The 17,873-nt window shown below is 52.7% G+C and carries 13 protein-coding genes; 12 read left to right on the top strand and 1 reads right to left on the bottom strand.

Features of this window, described 5'->3' with window-relative positions; genetic code table 11:
* Nucleotides 1-60 precede the first annotated feature (60 nt).
* Nucleotides 61-1,524 (top strand): hypothetical protein, encoded by a 1,464-nt coding sequence (locus tag NSS79_RS19355; RefSeq protein ID WP_342435763.1) that lies wholly within the window; start codon nt 61-63, stop codon nt 1,522-1,524.
* A 28-nt stretch (nt 1,525-1,552) separates the two neighbouring features.
* Here NSS79_RS19355 and NSS79_RS19350 read toward each other — a convergent pair whose 3' ends face one another.
* On the bottom strand, nt 1,553-2,383 hold the full coding sequence (locus tag NSS79_RS19350) for a GNAT family N-acetyltransferase (RefSeq protein WP_038593035.1): 831 nt from the start codon (nt 2,381-2,383) through the stop codon (nt 1,553-1,555).
* A gap of 256 nt (nt 2,384-2,639) precedes the next feature.
* On the opposite strand from NSS79_RS19350, the gene mutS reads away from it, so the two are divergent.
* From mutS to NSS79_RS19295, 11 genes are all read left to right on the top strand, one after another.
* Nucleotides 2,640-5,471 (top strand): DNA mismatch repair protein MutS, encoded by a 2,832-nt coding sequence (gene mutS / locus NSS79_RS19345; protein WP_342440403.1) that lies wholly within the window; start codon nt 2,640-2,642, stop codon nt 5,469-5,471.
* A 70-nt stretch (nt 5,472-5,541) separates the two neighbouring features.
* On the top strand, nt 5,542-7,650 hold the full coding sequence (mutL, locus tag NSS79_RS19340; protein WP_342435762.1) for a DNA mismatch repair endonuclease MutL: 2,109 nt from the start codon (nt 5,542-5,544) through the stop codon (nt 7,648-7,650).
* 107 nt (nt 7,651-7,757) lie between these two features.
* Nucleotides 7,758-8,537 carry a class I SAM-dependent methyltransferase gene (locus NSS79_RS19335; protein WP_342435761.1) on the top strand — a complete coding sequence of 260 codons (780 nt, stop codon included), beginning with the start codon at nt 7,758-7,760 and terminating at the stop codon, nt 8,535-8,537.
* Nucleotides 8,527-9,507 (top strand): tRNA (adenosine(37)-N6)-dimethylallyltransferase MiaA, encoded by a 981-nt coding sequence (gene miaA / locus NSS79_RS19330; RefSeq protein WP_342435760.1) that lies wholly within the window; start codon nt 8,527-8,529, stop codon nt 9,505-9,507. Before NSS79_RS19335 ends, miaA begins: the two co-directional genes overlap by 11 nt.
* Nucleotides 9,508-9,526: 19 nt before the next feature.
* Nucleotides 9,527-9,766 (top strand): RNA chaperone Hfq, encoded by a 240-nt coding sequence (hfq, locus tag NSS79_RS19325; protein ID WP_019910673.1) that lies wholly within the window; start codon nt 9,527-9,529, stop codon nt 9,764-9,766.
* Between the two features lie 141 nt (nt 9,767-9,907).
* Nucleotides 9,908-12,541 (top strand): PBP1A family penicillin-binding protein, encoded by a 2,634-nt coding sequence (locus NSS79_RS19320; protein WP_342435759.1) that lies wholly within the window; start codon nt 9,908-9,910, stop codon nt 12,539-12,541.
* 218 nt (nt 12,542-12,759) lie between these two features.
* Nucleotides 12,760-13,314, top strand: a complete 555-nt coding sequence (locus NSS79_RS19315) for a DUF402 domain-containing protein (protein ID WP_038593019.1) — start codon at nt 12,760-12,762, stop codon at nt 13,312-13,314.
* Nucleotides 13,315-13,317: 3 nt separating this feature from the next.
* The gene (locus NSS79_RS19310; RefSeq protein ID WP_038593016.1) at nt 13,318-13,974 is read left to right on the top strand and encodes a YdcF family protein; all 657 of its coding nucleotides are present in this window, start codon (nt 13,318-13,320) and stop codon (nt 13,972-13,974) included.
* Nucleotides 13,975-14,075: 101 nt separating this feature from the next.
* A complete protein-coding gene (locus NSS79_RS19305) occupies nt 14,076-15,047 on the top strand; it encodes an AAA family ATPase (protein ID WP_038593013.1) in 972 nt (323 codons plus the stop codon).
* Between the two features lie 63 nt (nt 15,048-15,110).
* Complete coding sequence (gene hflX / locus NSS79_RS19300; protein ID WP_038593011.1) at nt 15,111-16,397, top strand: GTPase HflX; 1,287 nt, start codon at nt 15,111-15,113, stop codon at nt 16,395-16,397.
* Between the two features lie 156 nt (nt 16,398-16,553).
* Nucleotides 16,554-17,807, top strand: coding sequence for a methionine gamma-lyase family protein (locus NSS79_RS19295; RefSeq protein ID WP_038593008.1), 1,254 nt, complete (start codon nt 16,554-16,556; stop codon nt 17,805-17,807).
* Nucleotides 17,808-17,873: the final 66 nt, after the last annotated feature.

The following is a 17,873-nucleotide window of genomic DNA, read 5'->3' as shown; positions in this document are numbered from 1 at the left end:
TCAGCATCAAGAACTGGAAGATCTAAAGTTAGGGGAACGAACCACTAGGGAGGAGCCAGCGTGAATGAAGGGTTAAAGGAGTACCTGCAGCTAACTCCGGAGCAACAAGAGCTCCGGCTGCGGCGCTGTGGACTGGAGGCTGCTCTGTCTGCCGGCGGGAATCGCTTGGAGAGGGATGCAGGGCAAGCCGGAAGAATAGCTGTTGCAAATGGCCATACATATAAGAAGGGTCCTGATATGGACAGACACAAACAGCAATACTTGGTTAAGGTATTCAATCTGGCAGTGCTTGAGATCACACCACTGGGTACCGGCCGGGCCATGAGTGCTGCAGCGGGGAATTCCCGCCCAGCTACCTCAATCGGTGGAGATAGTGTGTCCGGGGGTACCGGTGTTAGCTTGCTAGATGAGGGTGAAATTGATAACCATGGAGATCATGGAGACCCTGGAAATCCCGGAGATTACGGAATACTCGGTGAACAGGCGCATTACAGTCCCGGCCCGGAGCGGCGCGGAACTGCCGGACTGGTGAGGGGAATTGCTGTTAGAGCTTTATACAGTCTGGGGCTGGACAGCGGTGAAGTCCGGCTAAAGGCTATGGGCGGAAGGCGATACCTTGTGGAACAAATCCTCCCGCTCGCAGAACCTGCCGGCAAGCCGCTGCCGGAGCCTTACTGTACAGCGTCGCTGGCGCTGGCCCGCGAGCTGGCCCGGGAGCTGCCTGGCCGTCCAGGCATGCTGATGGGCATGGACCCGGAGTTTCTTCTGCTCCGGGAAACCTCCGGCCGCGTCGTGCCCGCGTCGCGGTTCCTGCCCGTAGACGGCGTCGCGGGCTGCGACGCCGGACCTCCGGGAACGCGCGGCATGTTCCCGGTCGCTGAGCTGCGCCCTGCGCCGCGCGGGGAACCGCGCGCACTGCTGGCGCAGCTGATGTCCGCCGCAGCCACGGCGGACCGGATGGTATCCGACCGCTCGCTCCGCTGGCGGGCGGGAGGCATGCCGCTGCGGGGCTGGGCCCTCGGCGGCCACCTGCACTTCAGCGGCGTCCGGCTGACGGCGCCGCTGCTGCGCGCGCTCGACAACTATCTGGCGTTGCCGCTGCTGCTGCTGGAGGACGCCCGGGCTGCAGCGCGGCGTCCGCGTTACGGGGTGCTCGGCGATTTCCGTATTCAGCCGCATGGCGGCTTTGAATACCGGACCTTGCCGAGCTTCCTGGTGTCCCCGGTCATCGCCAAAGGCGCGGTCTTCCTGGCTCACCTGATCGTGAGCCGCTATGAAGACCTGACGCAGCGCCCGCTGGACCGGGAAGAGCTGCATGCCGCCTATTACAGCGGCAGCAAAGATCCGCTGCGCGCCGCCTGGGCTCCATTGCAGGCCCAGCTTCGCGCACTGGACGGCTACGCGCGCGCCGCCCCTTACGTAGAACCGCTGTTCCGCTGCATCTCCGCGGAACAGACCTGGGATGAATCGCGGGATATCCGTCCGCTGTGGACCGGGAAAGAGTCCATGAGGAATCAGCGGTAGTCGGTTGGGAATTCTGTCGCCCTGAGGCTTATATACCTGCGCCTGTAAGTTGATTTTCTTTATGTAAATAAGTCATGGACCATTTGTCGATATCGCGGAAGCCGAGCTTTTTGTAGATTAAGCCTGCTTGAGGATTGTTATAGAAAAGGCATAGCGATTTTCCCTCGGCCAGAATATCGGCACAAAGCTGTGCGACTACCCGTGAAGCTAATTTTTGTCCTCTGTATTCCGGATGGGTGGCTACGGCGACTATCATCGCTGACCGCGAATTTTCCGCCGCGGTTGACGCGGTTGCAATTACTTCCCCGTTCTGTTCCACGAAGTAGGTGCGGCCGGTTCCGCTTTCCAGCGTTTTATGCAGGGTTTTACGCGCGTCCTCCGGACTGCTGGTGAACTCTGAAATAACATCCGTCAATGTACAAATGGCATCCACATCCTGTGTCGTGGCTTTTTGGATGGGCACAGGAGCGGATGCCGCTGTACGGATTTCCTCATTCATCTCTGTCAGCTCGGCGAAAAGCATCTCTTTTTCCTGCCGGATATTCAACCATTTACTGAGTGTCCGCACGACCTCTAAAGAGCCTGAGATCATTTCGGCGTTTTTGTTTCTGCGCAGCAGTTCCGCAAAACCCTCCGCATCAAAAGGCCCCTCTGAATATGGCAAATAACTTCCGTAGAAACGCAGTATCACCGCCTTTAACGGCCCGTCTACGGAGTCGCTTTCTCCCCAAAGCTCCATGAAATCCTGCTCGAACCCGAAATTTTCCACGTCTCCGATAATGTATAAATTGATAGCCGGATTTTTGCCTACCAGTTCCATCAAATCCTCCCGGTCGGCTTCATTCAGTTTGCGTATCAAGCTTGTACCTCCTTCAGTTTCAGTAATGTATAATAATTCCTTTATAATTTTACAGCAAATTATTGAAAAAGCACATCATATGGTCATGTTGATCTTCAATGGCTATAATTAACAATATCTGTAATGCATCCGATGCAGGCAGCGTTCCAGCTCTGGTGTTCTCTTAGTGTTCGCTTATTGTGACTTCCCGGGGTGACTTTGCCTTGCAGGTTTCTGTTATAATAGAGAACACAGAAGATAGGTATGGAGGTCAATGATGGCAAAATATACGCCGATGATAGAACAGTATTTAAAGGTAAAGGAAGGGGCAAAGGACGCTTTCCTTTTTTTCCGGCTGGGCGATTTTTATGAAATGTTCTTCGAGGATGCGGTTCTGGCTTCGAAAGAGCTTGAGATTACTTTAACCGGCCGTGAGGGTGGGGGCGAAGAGCGCATTCCGATGTGCGGAGTGCCATACCATGCCGCGGAAGGTTACATACAGCGTTTGATCGAAAAGGGCTACAAGGTTGCGATTTGCGAGCAGCTGGATGATCCCGCTGTAACAAAGGGCATGGTGCGCCGGGATATTGTCCGCGTAGTCACACCGGGTACAGTAATGGACGGCAAAATTATTACGGACAAAAGCAACAACTACCTCGTTTGCGTGACCGAGCAGGACGGGATGATGGCTCTGGCTGCCTGCGATTTGACTACGGGTGAGCTGTATGTCACTTCCGTTCTTTCAGGTTCGGAATGGCTGCGTGATGAGATCGGCATTTATGAGCCAGCCGAGATTATCGGAGATGCTAACCTGCTCGAGAGTTTACGCAGTGAGGCCTCACTGCTGGCGAAGCCGGTCGTGTACACTCCTTGGGAGAAACGCGAAGAGGAATTGGCCCGCCGCCAGTTCGGCGAAGCGGCCTGGGTGCGTCTGGAGAGTGAGCGGGGCAAATGTCTGGCGATGCTGATTTCCTATTTGAGTGAAACCCAGCGGCGTTCCCTGGGACAGCTAAGCCAGATTTCACCGTATGAGCCTGGCAACTATATGATTCTGGATCCGTTCACACGCCGCAATCTGGAACTCACTGAAACGGTGCGCGAGCGCTCCAAAAAAGGTTCGCTGCTCTGGTTGCTGGACCGCACCGAAACCTCGATGGGCGGGCGTCTCCTGCGCCGCAGAATCGACAAGCCGCTCCTGCAGCGGGCCCCGATTGAGCGTCGTCTGGAGGCTGTGGATTATCTCTATAATCAGTTTATTGTCCGTGAGGATTTGCGCGGGGCGCTGAAAGAAATCTATGATCTGGAGCGGCTCGTCGGGCGCATCGCCTTCGGCAGTGCCAACGGACGCGACATGAATGCCCTGAAGCAGTCACTGGCGCAAATACCGGCCCTGAAAGATATGTGTCTGACATCGGGTTCAGAGACCCTGAGAGAGATCGGTTCCACCATGGATGAATGTGCAGAGCTGCGTGAGGATATCGAGCGGGCAATTACCGAGGATGCGCCGGTATCTGTGCGGGACGGGGGAATTATCCGGACAGGCTATCATGAGCGCCTGGACGAGCTGCGGGAAGCGAGCAGCAGCGGCAAACGCTGGATCGCCGAGCTGGAGGCGAAGGAGCGCCAGGTTACAGGCATCAAGTCGCTGAAGATCGGCTACAACAAAATTTTCGGCTATTATATAGAAATTACCCGCTCCAATCTTGCTTCCTTGCCGGAAGGAAGATATGAACGCAAGCAGACTTTGGCGAATGCAGAGCGTTATGTTACCCCTGAGCTGAAAGAGAAAGAAGCACTGATTCTCGAAGCCCAGGACAAAATGACCGATCTCGAATACAGCCTGTTTACCGAGCTGCGGGACCGTATCGGGTCACAAATCCCCCGGCTGCAGGCCTTGGCAGAGAAGGTTGCAGAAATAGATGTGTATCAATGTCTTGCTGCGGTCAGCGCCGAGCACCGGTTTGTAAAACCCAAGCTATCCGACGGTTATGACCTGCGTCTTACAGGTGGACGGCATCCGGTAGTAGAAGCGGTGCTGAAAGATTCTGCATTTATAGCAAACGGCAGTACACTGAGCAAGAATGAAGGCAATATATTGCTCATCACCGGCCCTAACATGGCTGGCAAAAGCACCTACATGCGCCAGGTGGCACTGATCTGCATTCTAGCCCAAATCGGCTGCTTCGTTCCGGCAGAAAGCGCGGAGGTTCCGCTGATAGACCGGATCTTTACACGGATTGGAGCGGCGGATGACCTGATTGGCGGACAGAGCACCTTTATGGTGGAGATGGCTGATATTCAGGTCATGACTGAGAAAGCAACATCGCGCAGCCTTATTATTATTGACGAGCTGGGCCGGGGCACCTCGACAAGCGAGGGCATGGCGATTGCCCAGGCGGTAATTGAATACGTGCATGATACCATTGCCTGCAAAGCACTGGTCTCGACGCATTTTCATGAGCTGGCCCATTTGGAGCAGAGCCTGCAAGGGCTGAAGAATTATTCTATGGCCGTGCAAGAGAGTGGAGACAAAGTGAACTTCCTGCGCAAGCTTGTGCCGGGAGCTGCCGACAGCAGCTATGGCATCTATTGCGCCCGGCTGGCCGGATTGCCGGAAGGTATTATTGACCGGGCATACGGTCTGCTCCAGAGCATTGAGCAGTCTGCGCCTCCGGGCTCGCCTGCGCTGCAATACGGGACTGCTTATGAGAGCCGTCACGGTGTGAAGGAACAGGCAAGCGGACTATCTGCAAGCCGAACGCAAGACACGGATGTATTGCCATCAGGAGATGATGCTGCCTACATGCATGCGGGCAATGCAGCCGCCGTGAGCACATCAGGCGGATCAGCTTACACCGAAGCTGCCGTCTCGCTGGCCTCCCTGCCGGATGCAGCAGACGCTGAAGTCGTACAACTGTCGATCTTTGGGGAAGAAGAGCCGCGCAGGAACCGTAAAGGTGGAGCGGCTTCCGCACCTGCACCTGTTAAAGAAAATCCGCTACTGAAAGAGCTGGTTGCCGCTGTTCAGGGTGCAGATCTGATGAATATGACCCCTCTGCAGGCAATGGGCCTGCTGAATGAGCTTAAGCAAAAAGCCAAGGAGCTGTAATTTAGGGTATTTCCAAGAAAGCGTAATTCTAGCGAAGAACAAACATCACTATTGGCGAGGTGAATACAAAATGGCTAAAATTCATGTACTGGACGAGCATATTGCCAACCAGATTGCAGCGGGTGAGGTTGTGGAGCGGCCGGCTTCCGTTGTAAAGGAGCTGGTGGAGAACGCGATTGATGCCGGCAGCACCCGAATTGAGGTTTCTGTTGAAGAGGGCGGACTGCAGAGCATCCGCGTCAAAGACAACGGCTCAGGTATTGAGCCTGAGGACTGCGAGACCGCCTTCTACCGGCATGCGACCAGCAAGATTGCAAATGGACGTGATCTGTTCCTGATCACGAGCCTTGGCTTCCGCGGCGAGGCTCTGCCCAGTATCGCCGCTGTCTCGAAGGTATCCCTTCTGACTGCCAGCAGTGATGATGGTAAAGGCAGACTGATTGATATCGAAGGCGGGAAGCTAATCCGCAATGAGGATACACCTTCCGGTAAGGGAAGCGATCTTGCAGTAAGGGAATTATTTTTCAACACACCGGCAAGGCTGAAATATATGAAGAGCATCCAAACCGAGCTGGGGCATATTTCGGATGCGATGTACCGGATGGCTTTGGCTCATCCGTCCATCTCCTTTACGTTGCATCACAATGGCAATCAGCTACTGCATACACTTGGCAACGGCGATCTGTTGCAGGTGATTGCTGCCGTTTACGGTACATCAGCGGCCAAGGCGATGCTGCCGATCTCAGCAGAAGATCCGGATTACCGGATTACCGGCTTTGTCAGCAGGCCGGAGTGGACCCGCTCCAACCGCAATGCAGTCACCACGATTGTAGGCGGAAGATACATCCGCAGCAACGGGCTGAATGCGGCTATTATGCGGGCTTATCACACGCTGCTGCCGATTAACCGCTATCCGCTGCTCGTATTGCAGCTGGACATGCATCCATCACTCGTCGACGTCAATGTACACCCGGCGAAATTGGAGGTGCGTTTCAGTAAGGAGATCGAACTGTACGCATTTGTTGAGCAGGAGATCCGCAAGGTTCTGCTGGGCCAGAGTCTGATTCCGCGGCCGGGCAAAGAGATAATAGGCGCCAAGGGCAGCAGTTCCTTTATCCAGGAGCAGTTTGCCTTTCCGAAAGGTGCCATACCTCAGCCAGCCGATGGTTTGCCAGGCATGGCCCGCAATGATCAAGACGGTCCAGACCCGCGGACCGCTGGTCCGCAAAGTGATATGCCCTCCGGTGTTGCTCCGCAGAGTGATCTGCAGCAAGCGGGTTCATTGGATGCTAATCGTCCCGCAGAGAGACCGGGTGCTTGGAACAGCGGAGTCAGCAGTGCTTCTCCCTTCGGCAACGGGGCTGCAGCAGGAGAACGCTACTCCGGCAACGCACAGCAGCGGACGGGAGAGCCTCAGAGCGCAATGCCGGTGGCCCGGGAGTCTGCTGCGGCATACAGCGGCAGTACTTCTTCATTGCCGCGTGAAGGGGCTGGCGGCAGCTACCGCCAGCCTGCCGGGGCAATGCCGCCCCGGGGAGGGATGCCTTCAGCAGAGGAGCTGTACGCTCCAACCGGCAGTGAAGATCCTGCGCTCCCTCAGTTCCCTGAGCTGAACTATATCGGCCAGCATCACGGGACATATCTTATTGCCCAGAATGACAGCGGGCTTTATCTGATTGACCAGCATGCGGCACATGAACGGATTAATTATGAATATTATTATGAGAAATTCGGTCGTCCCGAGGATGCTTCGCAGGAGCTTCTCCTGCCGATCACCTTGGAATTCACCCCTTCGGAGAGCCGCCAGCTTAGTGAAAGGCTGCATTGGTTCGAACAGGCAGGTGTATTTCTTGAGCATTTCGGAGGGCAGACTTTTCTGGTCCGTTCCTTGCCGTACTGGTTCCCTGAGGGAGATGAGAAGGCGGTCATTGAGGAAATGGCGGAATGGGTGCTGAGCGAACGTTACATCGACCTGGCCAAACTGCGTGAGAAATCCTCCATTCTCTGCTCCTGCAAGGCGTCCATCAAGGCCAACCAGAAGCTTACAGAGCAGGAGGTAGAGGCTCTGCTGTCCAGGCTGGCAGCTTGCCGCCAGCCATATACATGTCCGCATGGACGGCCGATCGTGGTTTCTTTTTCTTCCTATGACCTGGAGAAGCTGTTCAAACGTGTCATGTAAGTGCAGCTGCACTGCATATGAGGTAAGCCAGCTCACTTACAGCTCTTGATCTGCAATCTGTTCATTTCTATTTTTAGCGCTCTAATGCGTACCAGATCGGAGGCATCATGATTATAACAACGGGTTTTGACCCGATACCGGAAATTGTGCTGCGGGCTCAGCAGCTTGCCGAGCGCACAGGTGCACCTTATGTGCTTAGGACTAGGTTCTCCATGCCAAAGCTGGCGGAACGTTACGGGGACGAGGAGATTCTGGTAGTTCTGCAGGAGGCGGTACGGCTGATCTCGCCGGGTCTGCCACCGATGGAGTTTCATCCCAGTATGGGCTTTGTCCGGGCGAAACGCATTCTGAAGGGCGAATCTGATCCCATGCTGGAAGCTGCCGGAATGCTGCCGGGAGACAGCGTGCTGGATTGCACGGCGGGTCTTGGCAGCGATTCTCTGCTGTTTGCCGTCCATGGCGGAGAAGATTCTGTGGTGACTGCGCTGGAAAGCTCCTTGCCGCTGTATGCGCTGCTGCTTGAAGGCATGAGCCAGTACATTTCCGGCCAGCAGAAAGTAAACGAAGCGTTGCGCCGCATCCAGGTTGTGCACAGCGAACATCTGGGGTACCTGCGGGAACAGCCGGACAATAGTGTCGATATCGTTTACTTCGACCCGATGTTCCGGGTTCCCTTGACGGATTCTGCGGCAATATCCCCCTTGCGCCGTTTCGCTAACACAGCAGCCTTGACCGGGGAGAGTGTCGCTGAGGCAGTCAGAGTAGCACGCAAGGCTGTCCTGCTCAAAGAGAAGGCCTTAAGCGGCGAATTCTCACGGCTGGGCTTTACCGAACAGCTGCGCAGCAGCTCCAAAACATCGTACGGGGTGATACACATTGACAACTGAGACTAAACATAAGGTTCTGGTACTGCTGGGGCCGACCGCAGTCGGCAAAACAAGGCTTAGCCTGGAGCTCGCGGAGACGTACGGTGCAGAGATCATCTCCGGTGATTCCATGCAGGTCTACCGCGGAATGGATATCGGCACAGCCAAGATCACACCAGCGGAGATGAAGGGGATTCCGCATCATTTAATTGATATCCATGATCCGCAAGATGCCTATTCTGCCGCTGAATTTCAGGTGCAGGGCGTCCGGCTGATCGAGGAGATCAGCACCAGGGGGAAGCTTCCATTTATTGTGGGAGGAACGGGACTGTATATTGAATCCCTGTGTTACGGTTTCCGTTTCTCTGAGGCCGTGGCGGATGAGGCGTTCCGCAGCGAGCAGGACGCCTTTGCCGAGGAGCATGGAGCAGAAGCCCTGCACGCCAGACTGGCGGCTGTAGACCCTGCCAGCGCTTCCAGATTGCATCCGAATGACCGCCGCAGAATCATCCGTGCGCTGGAAATTCATCACCAGACAAAGGTTACGCTTTCGTCGTCCCATGAGGCTCAGAAGAAGGAGTCTCCATATGAGTTATGCCTCATAGGTTTGACAATGGACCGGAAAATACTATATAAACGTATTGAAGACCGAATCGATCAGATGCTGGCGGAAGGTCTCGTCGCCGAGGTGAAAGGACTGCTGGATCACGGCTACAGCAGAACTCTTGTGTCCATGCAGGGATTGGGCTACAAGGAAATTGCCGCTTATCTCGCGGGAGAAACGACGCTGGACGAGGCTGTGACACTGCTGAAACGCGATACCCGCCGATTCGCCAAACGACAATTGTCATGGTTTCGCCACATGAAGGAAATCCAGTGGATCGACGATTTCAACGAGCAAAACTTTTCAGAGAATTTTGCAAAAATACGTGCTATAATAGCAGGAAAGTTTCTCTCAGGTCTTGAATATACTTCTGAACAATCTAATTGAACCATTGGGGGTACGTCATATGAACAAGTCCATTAACATCCAAGATACGTTCTTGAACCAGCTGCGTAAAGAGAATATCCCTGCCACAGTATATTTGACCAACGGCTTTCAAATCCGGGGAATCATCAAAGCATTTGACAATTTCACAATTGTCATCGACAGTGACGGACGCCAGCAAATGGTGTACAAGCATGCCATTTCCACCTTTACGCCACAGCGCAGCGTATCGCTGATGCAGGACAGTGGAAGCGAAGAATAACATTTTTTACAACCTTGTAGTGAAACCTTTTTGTTTATAAAGCGTTTGAATAGAGAGTGCGAGAGAGCAACCTGTGAAGGTTGTTCTTTTCATTCGTGTATACAATTTCAAGATGTTTCCGAAAGGGAGTCAGGAGGCAGCATGTCTAGAGACGATTTTTCCAGGACGAACCGCAATAGAGACAGGGGCACCACCCCTGCGAGTCCCAAAGGGAAGCCTAAGAAAAAGAAGAAGTTTCTAACCAAGAAACGCGTACTGTGGAGTTTATTTTTTGCAACGGCGCTGGCGATTTTTTGTGCGCTTGGCGGCTACCTGTTTATTATGCTGAACGGCCAGAAACTGCTGAATGAGAACCAGGACAAATTAACAGTGAACCCGCCGACACAGATTTTTGACCGCAATGCGAATTTGATCGGCGAACTGTCACTCGAAAAGAGTGATCCGGTAGAGTATGAAGATATTCCTAAACAGTTGATCGAGGCTTTTGTTGCTACAGAAGATAAACGTTTTTTTGAACACAAAGGTGTGGATTTATGGTCGATCGGCCGCGCGGCCGTCAAAGATATCGCAGCACGCAGCATGGTTGAAGGCGGCAGTACGATCACCCAGCAGCTTGCGAAGAATATCTTCCTGACACGCGATAAGACGTTTTTCCGCAAAGCGACTGAGGTTTCCATTGCTGTAGCACTTGAGAATGAGAGAACCAAAAATGAGATTATTACGTTGTACCTAAACCGGATTAACTTTGGGGGAACAGTCTACGGTATCAAGGCAGCATCTATACGATATTTTGGCAAAAGTAATCTTGACGAACTCAAGCTGTGGCAAATCGCCACTTTGGCTGCCATGCCGAAAGGGCCGTCACGTTACAATCCGCTGCGTAATCCAGAGCTATCCAAGGAACGCCGCGGCGTAGTGCTCCAGCTGATGTATGAACAGGGGAAAATTACTGAACAGGAGCGGGATGAAGCCGCTGCGGTCAACTACAACTATAAGCCGCCCGAAAGCAAACAGCGTTATCAGGCCTTTATTGATTATGCTATAGACGAGGCGGAAGACAAGTTTGGATTAACCGAAGATGATCTCAACATCGGCGGATACAAAATTTATACAACGATGGATAAAAACGCCCAGCAGACGGTAGAAGAAGCTTTTGCCGATAGCGACAATTTCGAAAAAAGTGTGGATGAGGAACTGGTGCAGGGTTCGATGACCATCATCAACCAGGAGAATGGCAGCATCGTTGCGCTGATGGGCGGACGGAATTATGAGAAGAAGGGCTACAGCCGTGTTAACGGCAGCCGGCGTTCTCCGGGCTCCTCCTTCAAACCATTGGTTTCTTACGCTCCTGCTCTGGAGTCGGGGAAATTCTCAAGCTCCTCAATGCTCAGCAATGAAAAGCAGTGCTTCGGCAAATACTGTCCGAGAAATCTACATGGCTACTCATCAACGATCAGCATGAGTCAGGCGATAACAAAGTCGGAGAACATCCCGGCGGTCTGGCTGTTGAATGAGATTGGTGTGGATACCGGCTTCCAGTTTGCGAAGAAGCTGGGGATCAACCTCAGCGATGAAGACAAGAACCTGTCACTCGCCCTCGGCGGGATGAGCAAAGGAACCAATACGCTGGAAATGGCTCAGGCTTACAGTGCTTTTGCCAGCGGCGGTGAACTGCGTGAGGCGTATTCGATTAAATCGATTGCCAATAGCGACGGGGATACGGTCTATAAGGCCAACACAAAGCCTGAGCGGGTGATGAGTGAGGATACAGCTTACCAAATGACCCAAATGATGCAGGAAGTTGTACAGGACGGTACAGGTAAAAAAGCGAAAATCAACCGTCCGGTTGCCGGCAAGACCGGTACTACCCAGAGCGGGTACGACGGGATCAAATCCAACCGTGACGTGTGGTTTGTCGGTTATACACCGGAATGGACCGCAGCAGTGTGGATGGGATATGACAAGCCGAGCAAGACACATCTGCTCAAGAACAGCAGTCCGCTTGCAGCGGCGTTCTGGGGTAAAGTTATGGAGAAGGCTCTGGAGGGGATTCCGGAAAAATCTTTCCCTAAACCGGAAGGTGCGAGTGCGCCTGAACCAACGGCTACTCCGGAAACGGTACAGCCTGTCACGGGTCTATCCGCTGAATATGATCCTTCAACATTGACTGTGAACCTTGGCTGGGAAGCGGCTCAGGTTGCAGGAGTGGAATACCGGATTTACCGCCGGGAAACCTCGGAGACGGAGTTCACTTCACTTCTCAGCACAAAGTCTCTCACAATGGGTGATATTAGCGCCATGCCTGGGCTGACTTACGAATATTATGTAACAGCTTATTATCCCGAACTGGATGTGGAGAGCGAGCCATCGGGCACCGTTACCGTAATGGTTCAGGATGAACTGCAGACACCAGAACCGGAAGCAACGCCTGATCCGAATCTTCCGACAGATGATCAAGGCAACGGACAGGGTAACGGAAACGGCGAAGGCAACGGCAATCCCGGTGGAAACAATGGGAACGGCAACGGCAACGGGAATGGAAATGGAAATGGTAATTGGAACGGCAATGGCAATGGCAATGGAGGAGGCAACGGCAATGGGGGTGGAGTTGTAACCCCGCCGGAAGCAACGGCTACTCCGCTTCCACCAACCCCGCTGCCAACTATTACACCTGTTGAAACCTCCGGTTCAGGAAATGCTGGTACGGATAACAGTACTGAGGCGGGAACAGTTCCGGAGAACGGATTTTCAAATGAGGGCCAATCTCCTCAATAACAATGGAGATTGTCTTTGATCCAAAGGACTATCCTTTACCCATCCAAGATGGGAAAGGATAGTCCTTTTTTTTGAATGGACCTTTAAATATTTGCTTTAATCCAGAAGCTGTAACCTTTGATTACGTTGCCGGCAGTTCTGTTTTTTTACGGGATGTTTTGAGTGTGTCTCTTAAATGTGTTAAGCTGAAGACACCATTTCTTGAGAGGGTAATTCATATGAAACGTAAATTCGGAGACCGGGCCAACTGGCGCCGGATTACGCGCCGACATTTCGCCTGCCGCTATGTGGAAACCCGGGAATTCAGCGGTTATATCACTCTTTATACGATTTACGGGCTGAAGGAACCACTGTGGAAGAGCTATGGAAGGCATACATACCGCATAGCGGACAAAGGATATTCTTGGCTGCAATATTTTCCCAAGGATAGCCACTATATTGTGACGGCTATGTTCGACGAACGACAGAATATCGTACAATGGTACATTGACACCTGCAAAGTTCAAGGCGTCACGGATCAAGGCGTTCCATGGTTTGATGATTTGTACCTGGACGTTGTGGTGCTTTGGAACGGAGAGGTGTTTTTGCTGGATGAGGATGAACTTGAGGAAGCGCTGGAAAGGGAAGACATTACGGACAGCGACTATAATCTGGCCTGGGCAACAGCCAAGAGCATTCTACGCAGTATTGACGCGCACGCCTTTCCTTATTTCTCTCTCTCACTGAAGCATCGTGCCGAATTGTTCCATCACGGAGAATTCAGGAGGAAATAAAAAATGGAATGGTACGTTTACCAAAGAGGTTCATCCCCAATACGCAAAGTGTCCAGAAAACGCCGCTCCCGGCGTAAGCGCAACTTGTTTATTGCAGGTATAACGATTGTGGCAGCAGGCCTCCTATGGTGTGCGGTTGTGTTTAATAACATTAACAGTGCGGCTACAACATCACCTATGGCGAAAGCGGATGCAGGGATTATTCTCGGCATGTCCATGTGGGGGGATAAGCCAAGCCCCGGCCTGAAGGAACGGCTGGATTACGGGCTAAAGCTCTACCGGGAGGGAATGTTCAGCACCTTTATTGTTTCGGGGGGGCTGGACGATCCGGACTACAAATTTACCGAAGGTCAAGGGATGCGGAATTATCTGGTGGAGCAAGGGGTGCCGGAAGAAGATATCCTTATGGAGAACAAATCTACCAGCACGTACGAGAATCTGCTGTTCAGCCAGGAAATTATGAAGCGTGAGGGGATGACGTCTTCCGTTATTATTACGCATACTTTCCATGGACGGCGGGCGCAGGAAATTGCCAGAGAATTGGGCTATGCTGCACCTGAGCTGGGGCTTACCGAGTCAAAGGTAATGTCGATGGCCAAGTATAAATCCCGTGAAATCCTGGCCTACACCAAATGGAAGCTGCAGCAGTTATTTCTGTAAATCATTTGCCAAGTATAAAAATCCTGAAACTGCTAATAAGACCTCATGTACCGGAATAGACTTACTTAGAGCAGTCAGCCCTGGATAATGAGGTGAATAAGGTGAACGGACGCGTAGCGGCAGCAAGCGGGCGGGAGGAAGGCAGACCGTCAAGGCAAATCAATATTGTGCTGCGGAATCAAGATCCCCCTCCGATGAGCAGTGCGGTGAGCGACAGCAGCAGTGGAGCCGCGCTCCCCAAAAATCACGGCCATAGCGGACTGTTCCAGGAGTTAAGCCGGGAACTTGATGGTCTTGTTGGCTTGGATAATATCAAGGAGCTTGTATTTGAGATATATGCGCTTCTGCAGATCGCCCAGATGCGTAGCGAGGCTGGGCTTGCCAGTGGCGGCCAGGCTTACCATATGGTCTTCAAGGGCAATCCCGGAACCGGTAAAACGACGGTAGCGAGGATTGTCGCCAAGCTGTTCCAGCGGATGGGTGTATTAAGCAAAGGGCATCTGATCGAGGTAGAGCGAGCGGATCTCGTCGGCGAATATATTGGGCATACCGCCCAGAAGACACGTGACCTGGTGAAAAAGGCGCTCGGGGGCATCCTATTTATTGATGAAGCCTACAGTCTTGCACGCGGAGGCGATAAGGATTTTGGAAAGGAAGCCATCGATACGCTGGTAAAATCCATGGAGGATCACCGCAGCCAGTTTGTGCTGATCCTGGCCGGATACTCCGGTGAAATCGATTATTTTCTGATGAGTAATCCGGGGCTGCCTTCAAGGTTTCCTATTCAGGTTGAGTTTCCCGACTACACGATTGATCAGCTGCTGCAGATTGCCGAACTTATGGCCAAAGAGCGCGATTATATTTTGATGCCGCAGGCGATACTCAAGTTAAAGCAGCATTTGCTGGTGGAGAAGACGGAGAGCCTTCATGCCTTTAGTAATGCGCGCTTTGTGCGCAATTCGATTGAGAAAGCCGTGCGTGCACAAGCAGTACGCTTGCTGAACCAGTACGAGAGCAACAGCCCCGGCAAGCAGGAGCTGATGACACTGCGGACTGAAGATTTTAAGCTGTAAAACAAAATATGATTAACGGATGATATACCTCAGTGGGGTATGGAGATAAGGAGCATTGAATGCATGACGACAACACATGATACACAAACAGATATCCAGGACCGGGCAATATTAGTCAGTTTGGTGACGGACAAAATTAAGCGCACCGGCATTGACCCGGAGCTTTCCCTGCAAGAATTGGTGCAGCTAGCGGAGACAGCCGGTGTCGAAGTGCTGGACGTGCTGCGCCAGAACAAGGAAACTCCTGATTCCAAATGGTTCATCGGCAAGGGGAAGGTAGAAGAGCTGCGGATGGCTGCAGATGGTTTCGGTGCAAATACGGCAATCTTTGACCAGGAGCTGTCCGGAGCGCAGGTGCGCAATCTGGAGGAAGCTCTGGATCTGAAAATTATCGACCGCACCCAGCTGATCCTGGATATCTTTGCCGGACGGGCGAAGACGCGGGAAGGTATTATTCAGGTAGAGCTGGCACAGCTCTCCTATCTGCTGCCGCGCCTCTCCGGGCAGGGCAAGAACCTATCCAGACTCGGCGGCGGTATCGGCACAAGAGGACCAGGGGAAAGCAAGCTGGAGACGGACCGCCGGCATATCCGCAACCGGATTGATGAGCTGAAGCGCCAGCTCGACGAAGTGGTGAAGACCCGTGAGCTGCATCGAGAACGCCGCCGCAAGAGCGGTGCCGTACAGGTGGCCCTTGTCGGATATACAAATGCAGGCAAATCGACGCTGTTGAAGCAGCTCACGGATGCAGATGTATATATTGAGAATCAGCTGTTTGCCACACTTGACCCGACTTCACGTGTACTGCAGCTTCCGTCAGGCAAAGAGGTTGTGTTAACAGATACGGTTGGATTCATTCAGAATCTGCCGCATGATCTGGTGGCGTCCTTCCGTGCCACTCTGGAGGAAGTGAATGAAGCGAATCTGGTGCTGCATGTAGTCGACGCTTCTTCTCCAATGCGTGAGGAACAAATGGAGGTTGTCCAAGCCATTCTCACGGATCTGGGTGCTGCCGGGAAGCCGCAAATTACATTGTTCAACAAAAGCGATATCTGTCAGCCGGAACAGCTGGAGATGCTTCCTGCAGGTCCGGGATATTTAAAGATCAGTGCTTTTAACCCTGAAGATCTAACCCTGATCCGGGAGATCATTGAAGATTCGCTGGCAGGGGATACTCTAACCTTCCGGATTCCAGGTGACCGTGGCGACCTGTCTTCATTGCTCTACCGTGTAGGCGAGGTGTTGGAGCAGCAGTACGACGAGAATGATGTGCTCTACAATGTCCGCTTAAACAAAGAGGATTATGAGAAATGGGGCTACAAGTTAGCGGAGTTCGTAGTGCAGGAATAAACCATCATTTTGAGCAAGTCTCAAAATAAATTAAGGAATGCATTGAGTGTCCCCACAAAGCATGGATATCTCCTTCGGTCTTCGAAGCCGACTCCTACTGTGTGGGGTTAATTCTTGATGTTAAGTAAATGTAATGTAAGGGGAGAACGAGGGGAAATGGCTGTTTTTGCAGAGGATATTTTACATGCGGCGGAGGCTGCAGAACTTGAAATTGAAAGTGCGGTAAAAAAGCTGGACCGGATAGTGGATCACAATCAGTGGAAGGTTATTGAGGCGTTCCAGCGGCAGCAGGTGAGCGATTTTCACTTTGCCGGTTCTACCGGCTATGCCTATAATGACCGGGGCCGTGAAGTGCTGGATCTTGTGTATGCTGAGGTATTCGGTGCGGAGGCGGCGCTGGTTCGGCCTCATTTTGCTTCTGGTACGCATACCATCTCTACGGCGCTTTTTGGCGTACTGCGTCCAGGAGACGAATTGCTGTACATCACAGGACGCCCATACGATACGTTGCATAAAGTAGTTGGCAAGCCCGGTGACGGGACAGGCTCTTTGGCCGATTTTGGTATAGGCTACCGTGAGACCGCTTTAACTGCCGAAGGGAAAGTGGATTGGGACGAAGTAGCGCTCGCTATAAATGACCAAACAAAAGTTATCGGAATCCAAAGATCCCGGGGCTATGATTGGCGTTCTTCCTTTACGGTCGCTGAAATCGGCGATATGGTAACAAAAGTGAAAACGTTGAAACCGGATGTCATCGTATTCGTAGACAACTGTTATGGAGAATTTACGGAAGAGCTTGAGCCTCCCCAGGTGGGAGCCGACCTCGTCGCAGGTTCACTTATCAAGAATCCGGGTGGGGGTATCGCTGAGACAGGCGGATATATTTGCGGACGCAGCGATCTTGTTGAGCTGGCGGCCTACAGGCTCACAGCACCGGGGATAGGCGGAGAAGTAGGCGCGATGCTGGGAACAACACGCGGACTCTACCAAGGGCTCTTTATGGCTCCACACACAGTGGGGCAAGCGCTCAAAGGGAGTATCTTTGCAGCTGCTGTCTTTCAGCGCTGCGGGTTTACGACCAAACCAGCCTGGGATGAACCGCGTACGGACCTGATCCAGGCGGTTGCTTTTGACGGGCCGGAGCATCTGATTGCCTTTGTGCAGGGGATTCAACGTGCTGCAGCCGTTGACAGCCATGTCGTGCCTGAGCCTTGGGATATGCCCGGTTATGAACATCCTGTCATTATGGCGGCAGGAACGTTCATTCAGGGTGGCAGCTTGGAGTTATCTGCGGATGCGCCGATCCGGGCGCCCTATATTGGCTATATGCAAGGCGGATTAACCTATTCTCATGTGAAGTACGGTGTGTTGATGGCACTGCAAAGTATGCGGGATAGAAATCTTCTGTAAGAAAAACTCACACACCATTGACACGCGAAACCAGGAAATGTACAATGAGATGAGAAAAAGATCATT

Origin of the sequence: Paenibacillus sp. FSL L8-0436 (genome assembly GCF_038593025.1) — a bacterium.
Classification (GTDB): domain Bacteria; phylum Bacillota; class Bacilli; order Paenibacillales; family Paenibacillaceae; genus Paenibacillus_AQ.
Note: the sequence above shows the minus strand (reverse complement) of the source record. Positions and strands in the feature narration are given on the sequence as shown.

Excerpts from the sequence above, each read along its gene's own strand:
- mutS (WP_342440403.1), top strand. The coding sequence starts at position 2,640 with ATGGCAAAATATACGCCGATGATAGAACAGTATTTAAAGGTAAAGGAA.
- mutL (WP_342435762.1), top strand. The coding sequence starts at position 5,542 with ATGGCTAAAATTCATGTACTGGACGAGCATATTGCCAACCAGATTGCA.
- NSS79_RS19335 (WP_342435761.1), top strand. The coding sequence starts at position 7,758 with ATGATTATAACAACGGGTTTTGACCCGATACCGGAAATTGTGCTGCGG.
- hfq (WP_019910673.1), top strand. The coding sequence starts at position 9,527 with ATGAACAAGTCCATTAACATCCAAGATACGTTCTTGAACCAGCTGCGT.
- NSS79_RS19320 (WP_342435759.1), top strand. The coding sequence starts at position 9,908 with ATGTCTAGAGACGATTTTTCCAGGACGAACCGCAATAGAGACAGGGGC.
- NSS79_RS19315 (WP_038593019.1), top strand. The coding sequence starts at position 12,760 with ATGAAACGTAAATTCGGAGACCGGGCCAACTGGCGCCGGATTACGCGC.
- NSS79_RS19310 (WP_038593016.1), top strand. The coding sequence starts at position 13,318 with ATGGAATGGTACGTTTACCAAAGAGGTTCATCCCCAATACGCAAAGTG.
- hflX (WP_038593011.1), top strand. The coding sequence starts at position 15,111 with ATGACGACAACACATGATACACAAACAGATATCCAGGACCGGGCAATA.
- NSS79_RS19295 (WP_038593008.1), top strand. The coding sequence starts at position 16,554 with ATGGCTGTTTTTGCAGAGGATATTTTACATGCGGCGGAGGCTGCAGAA.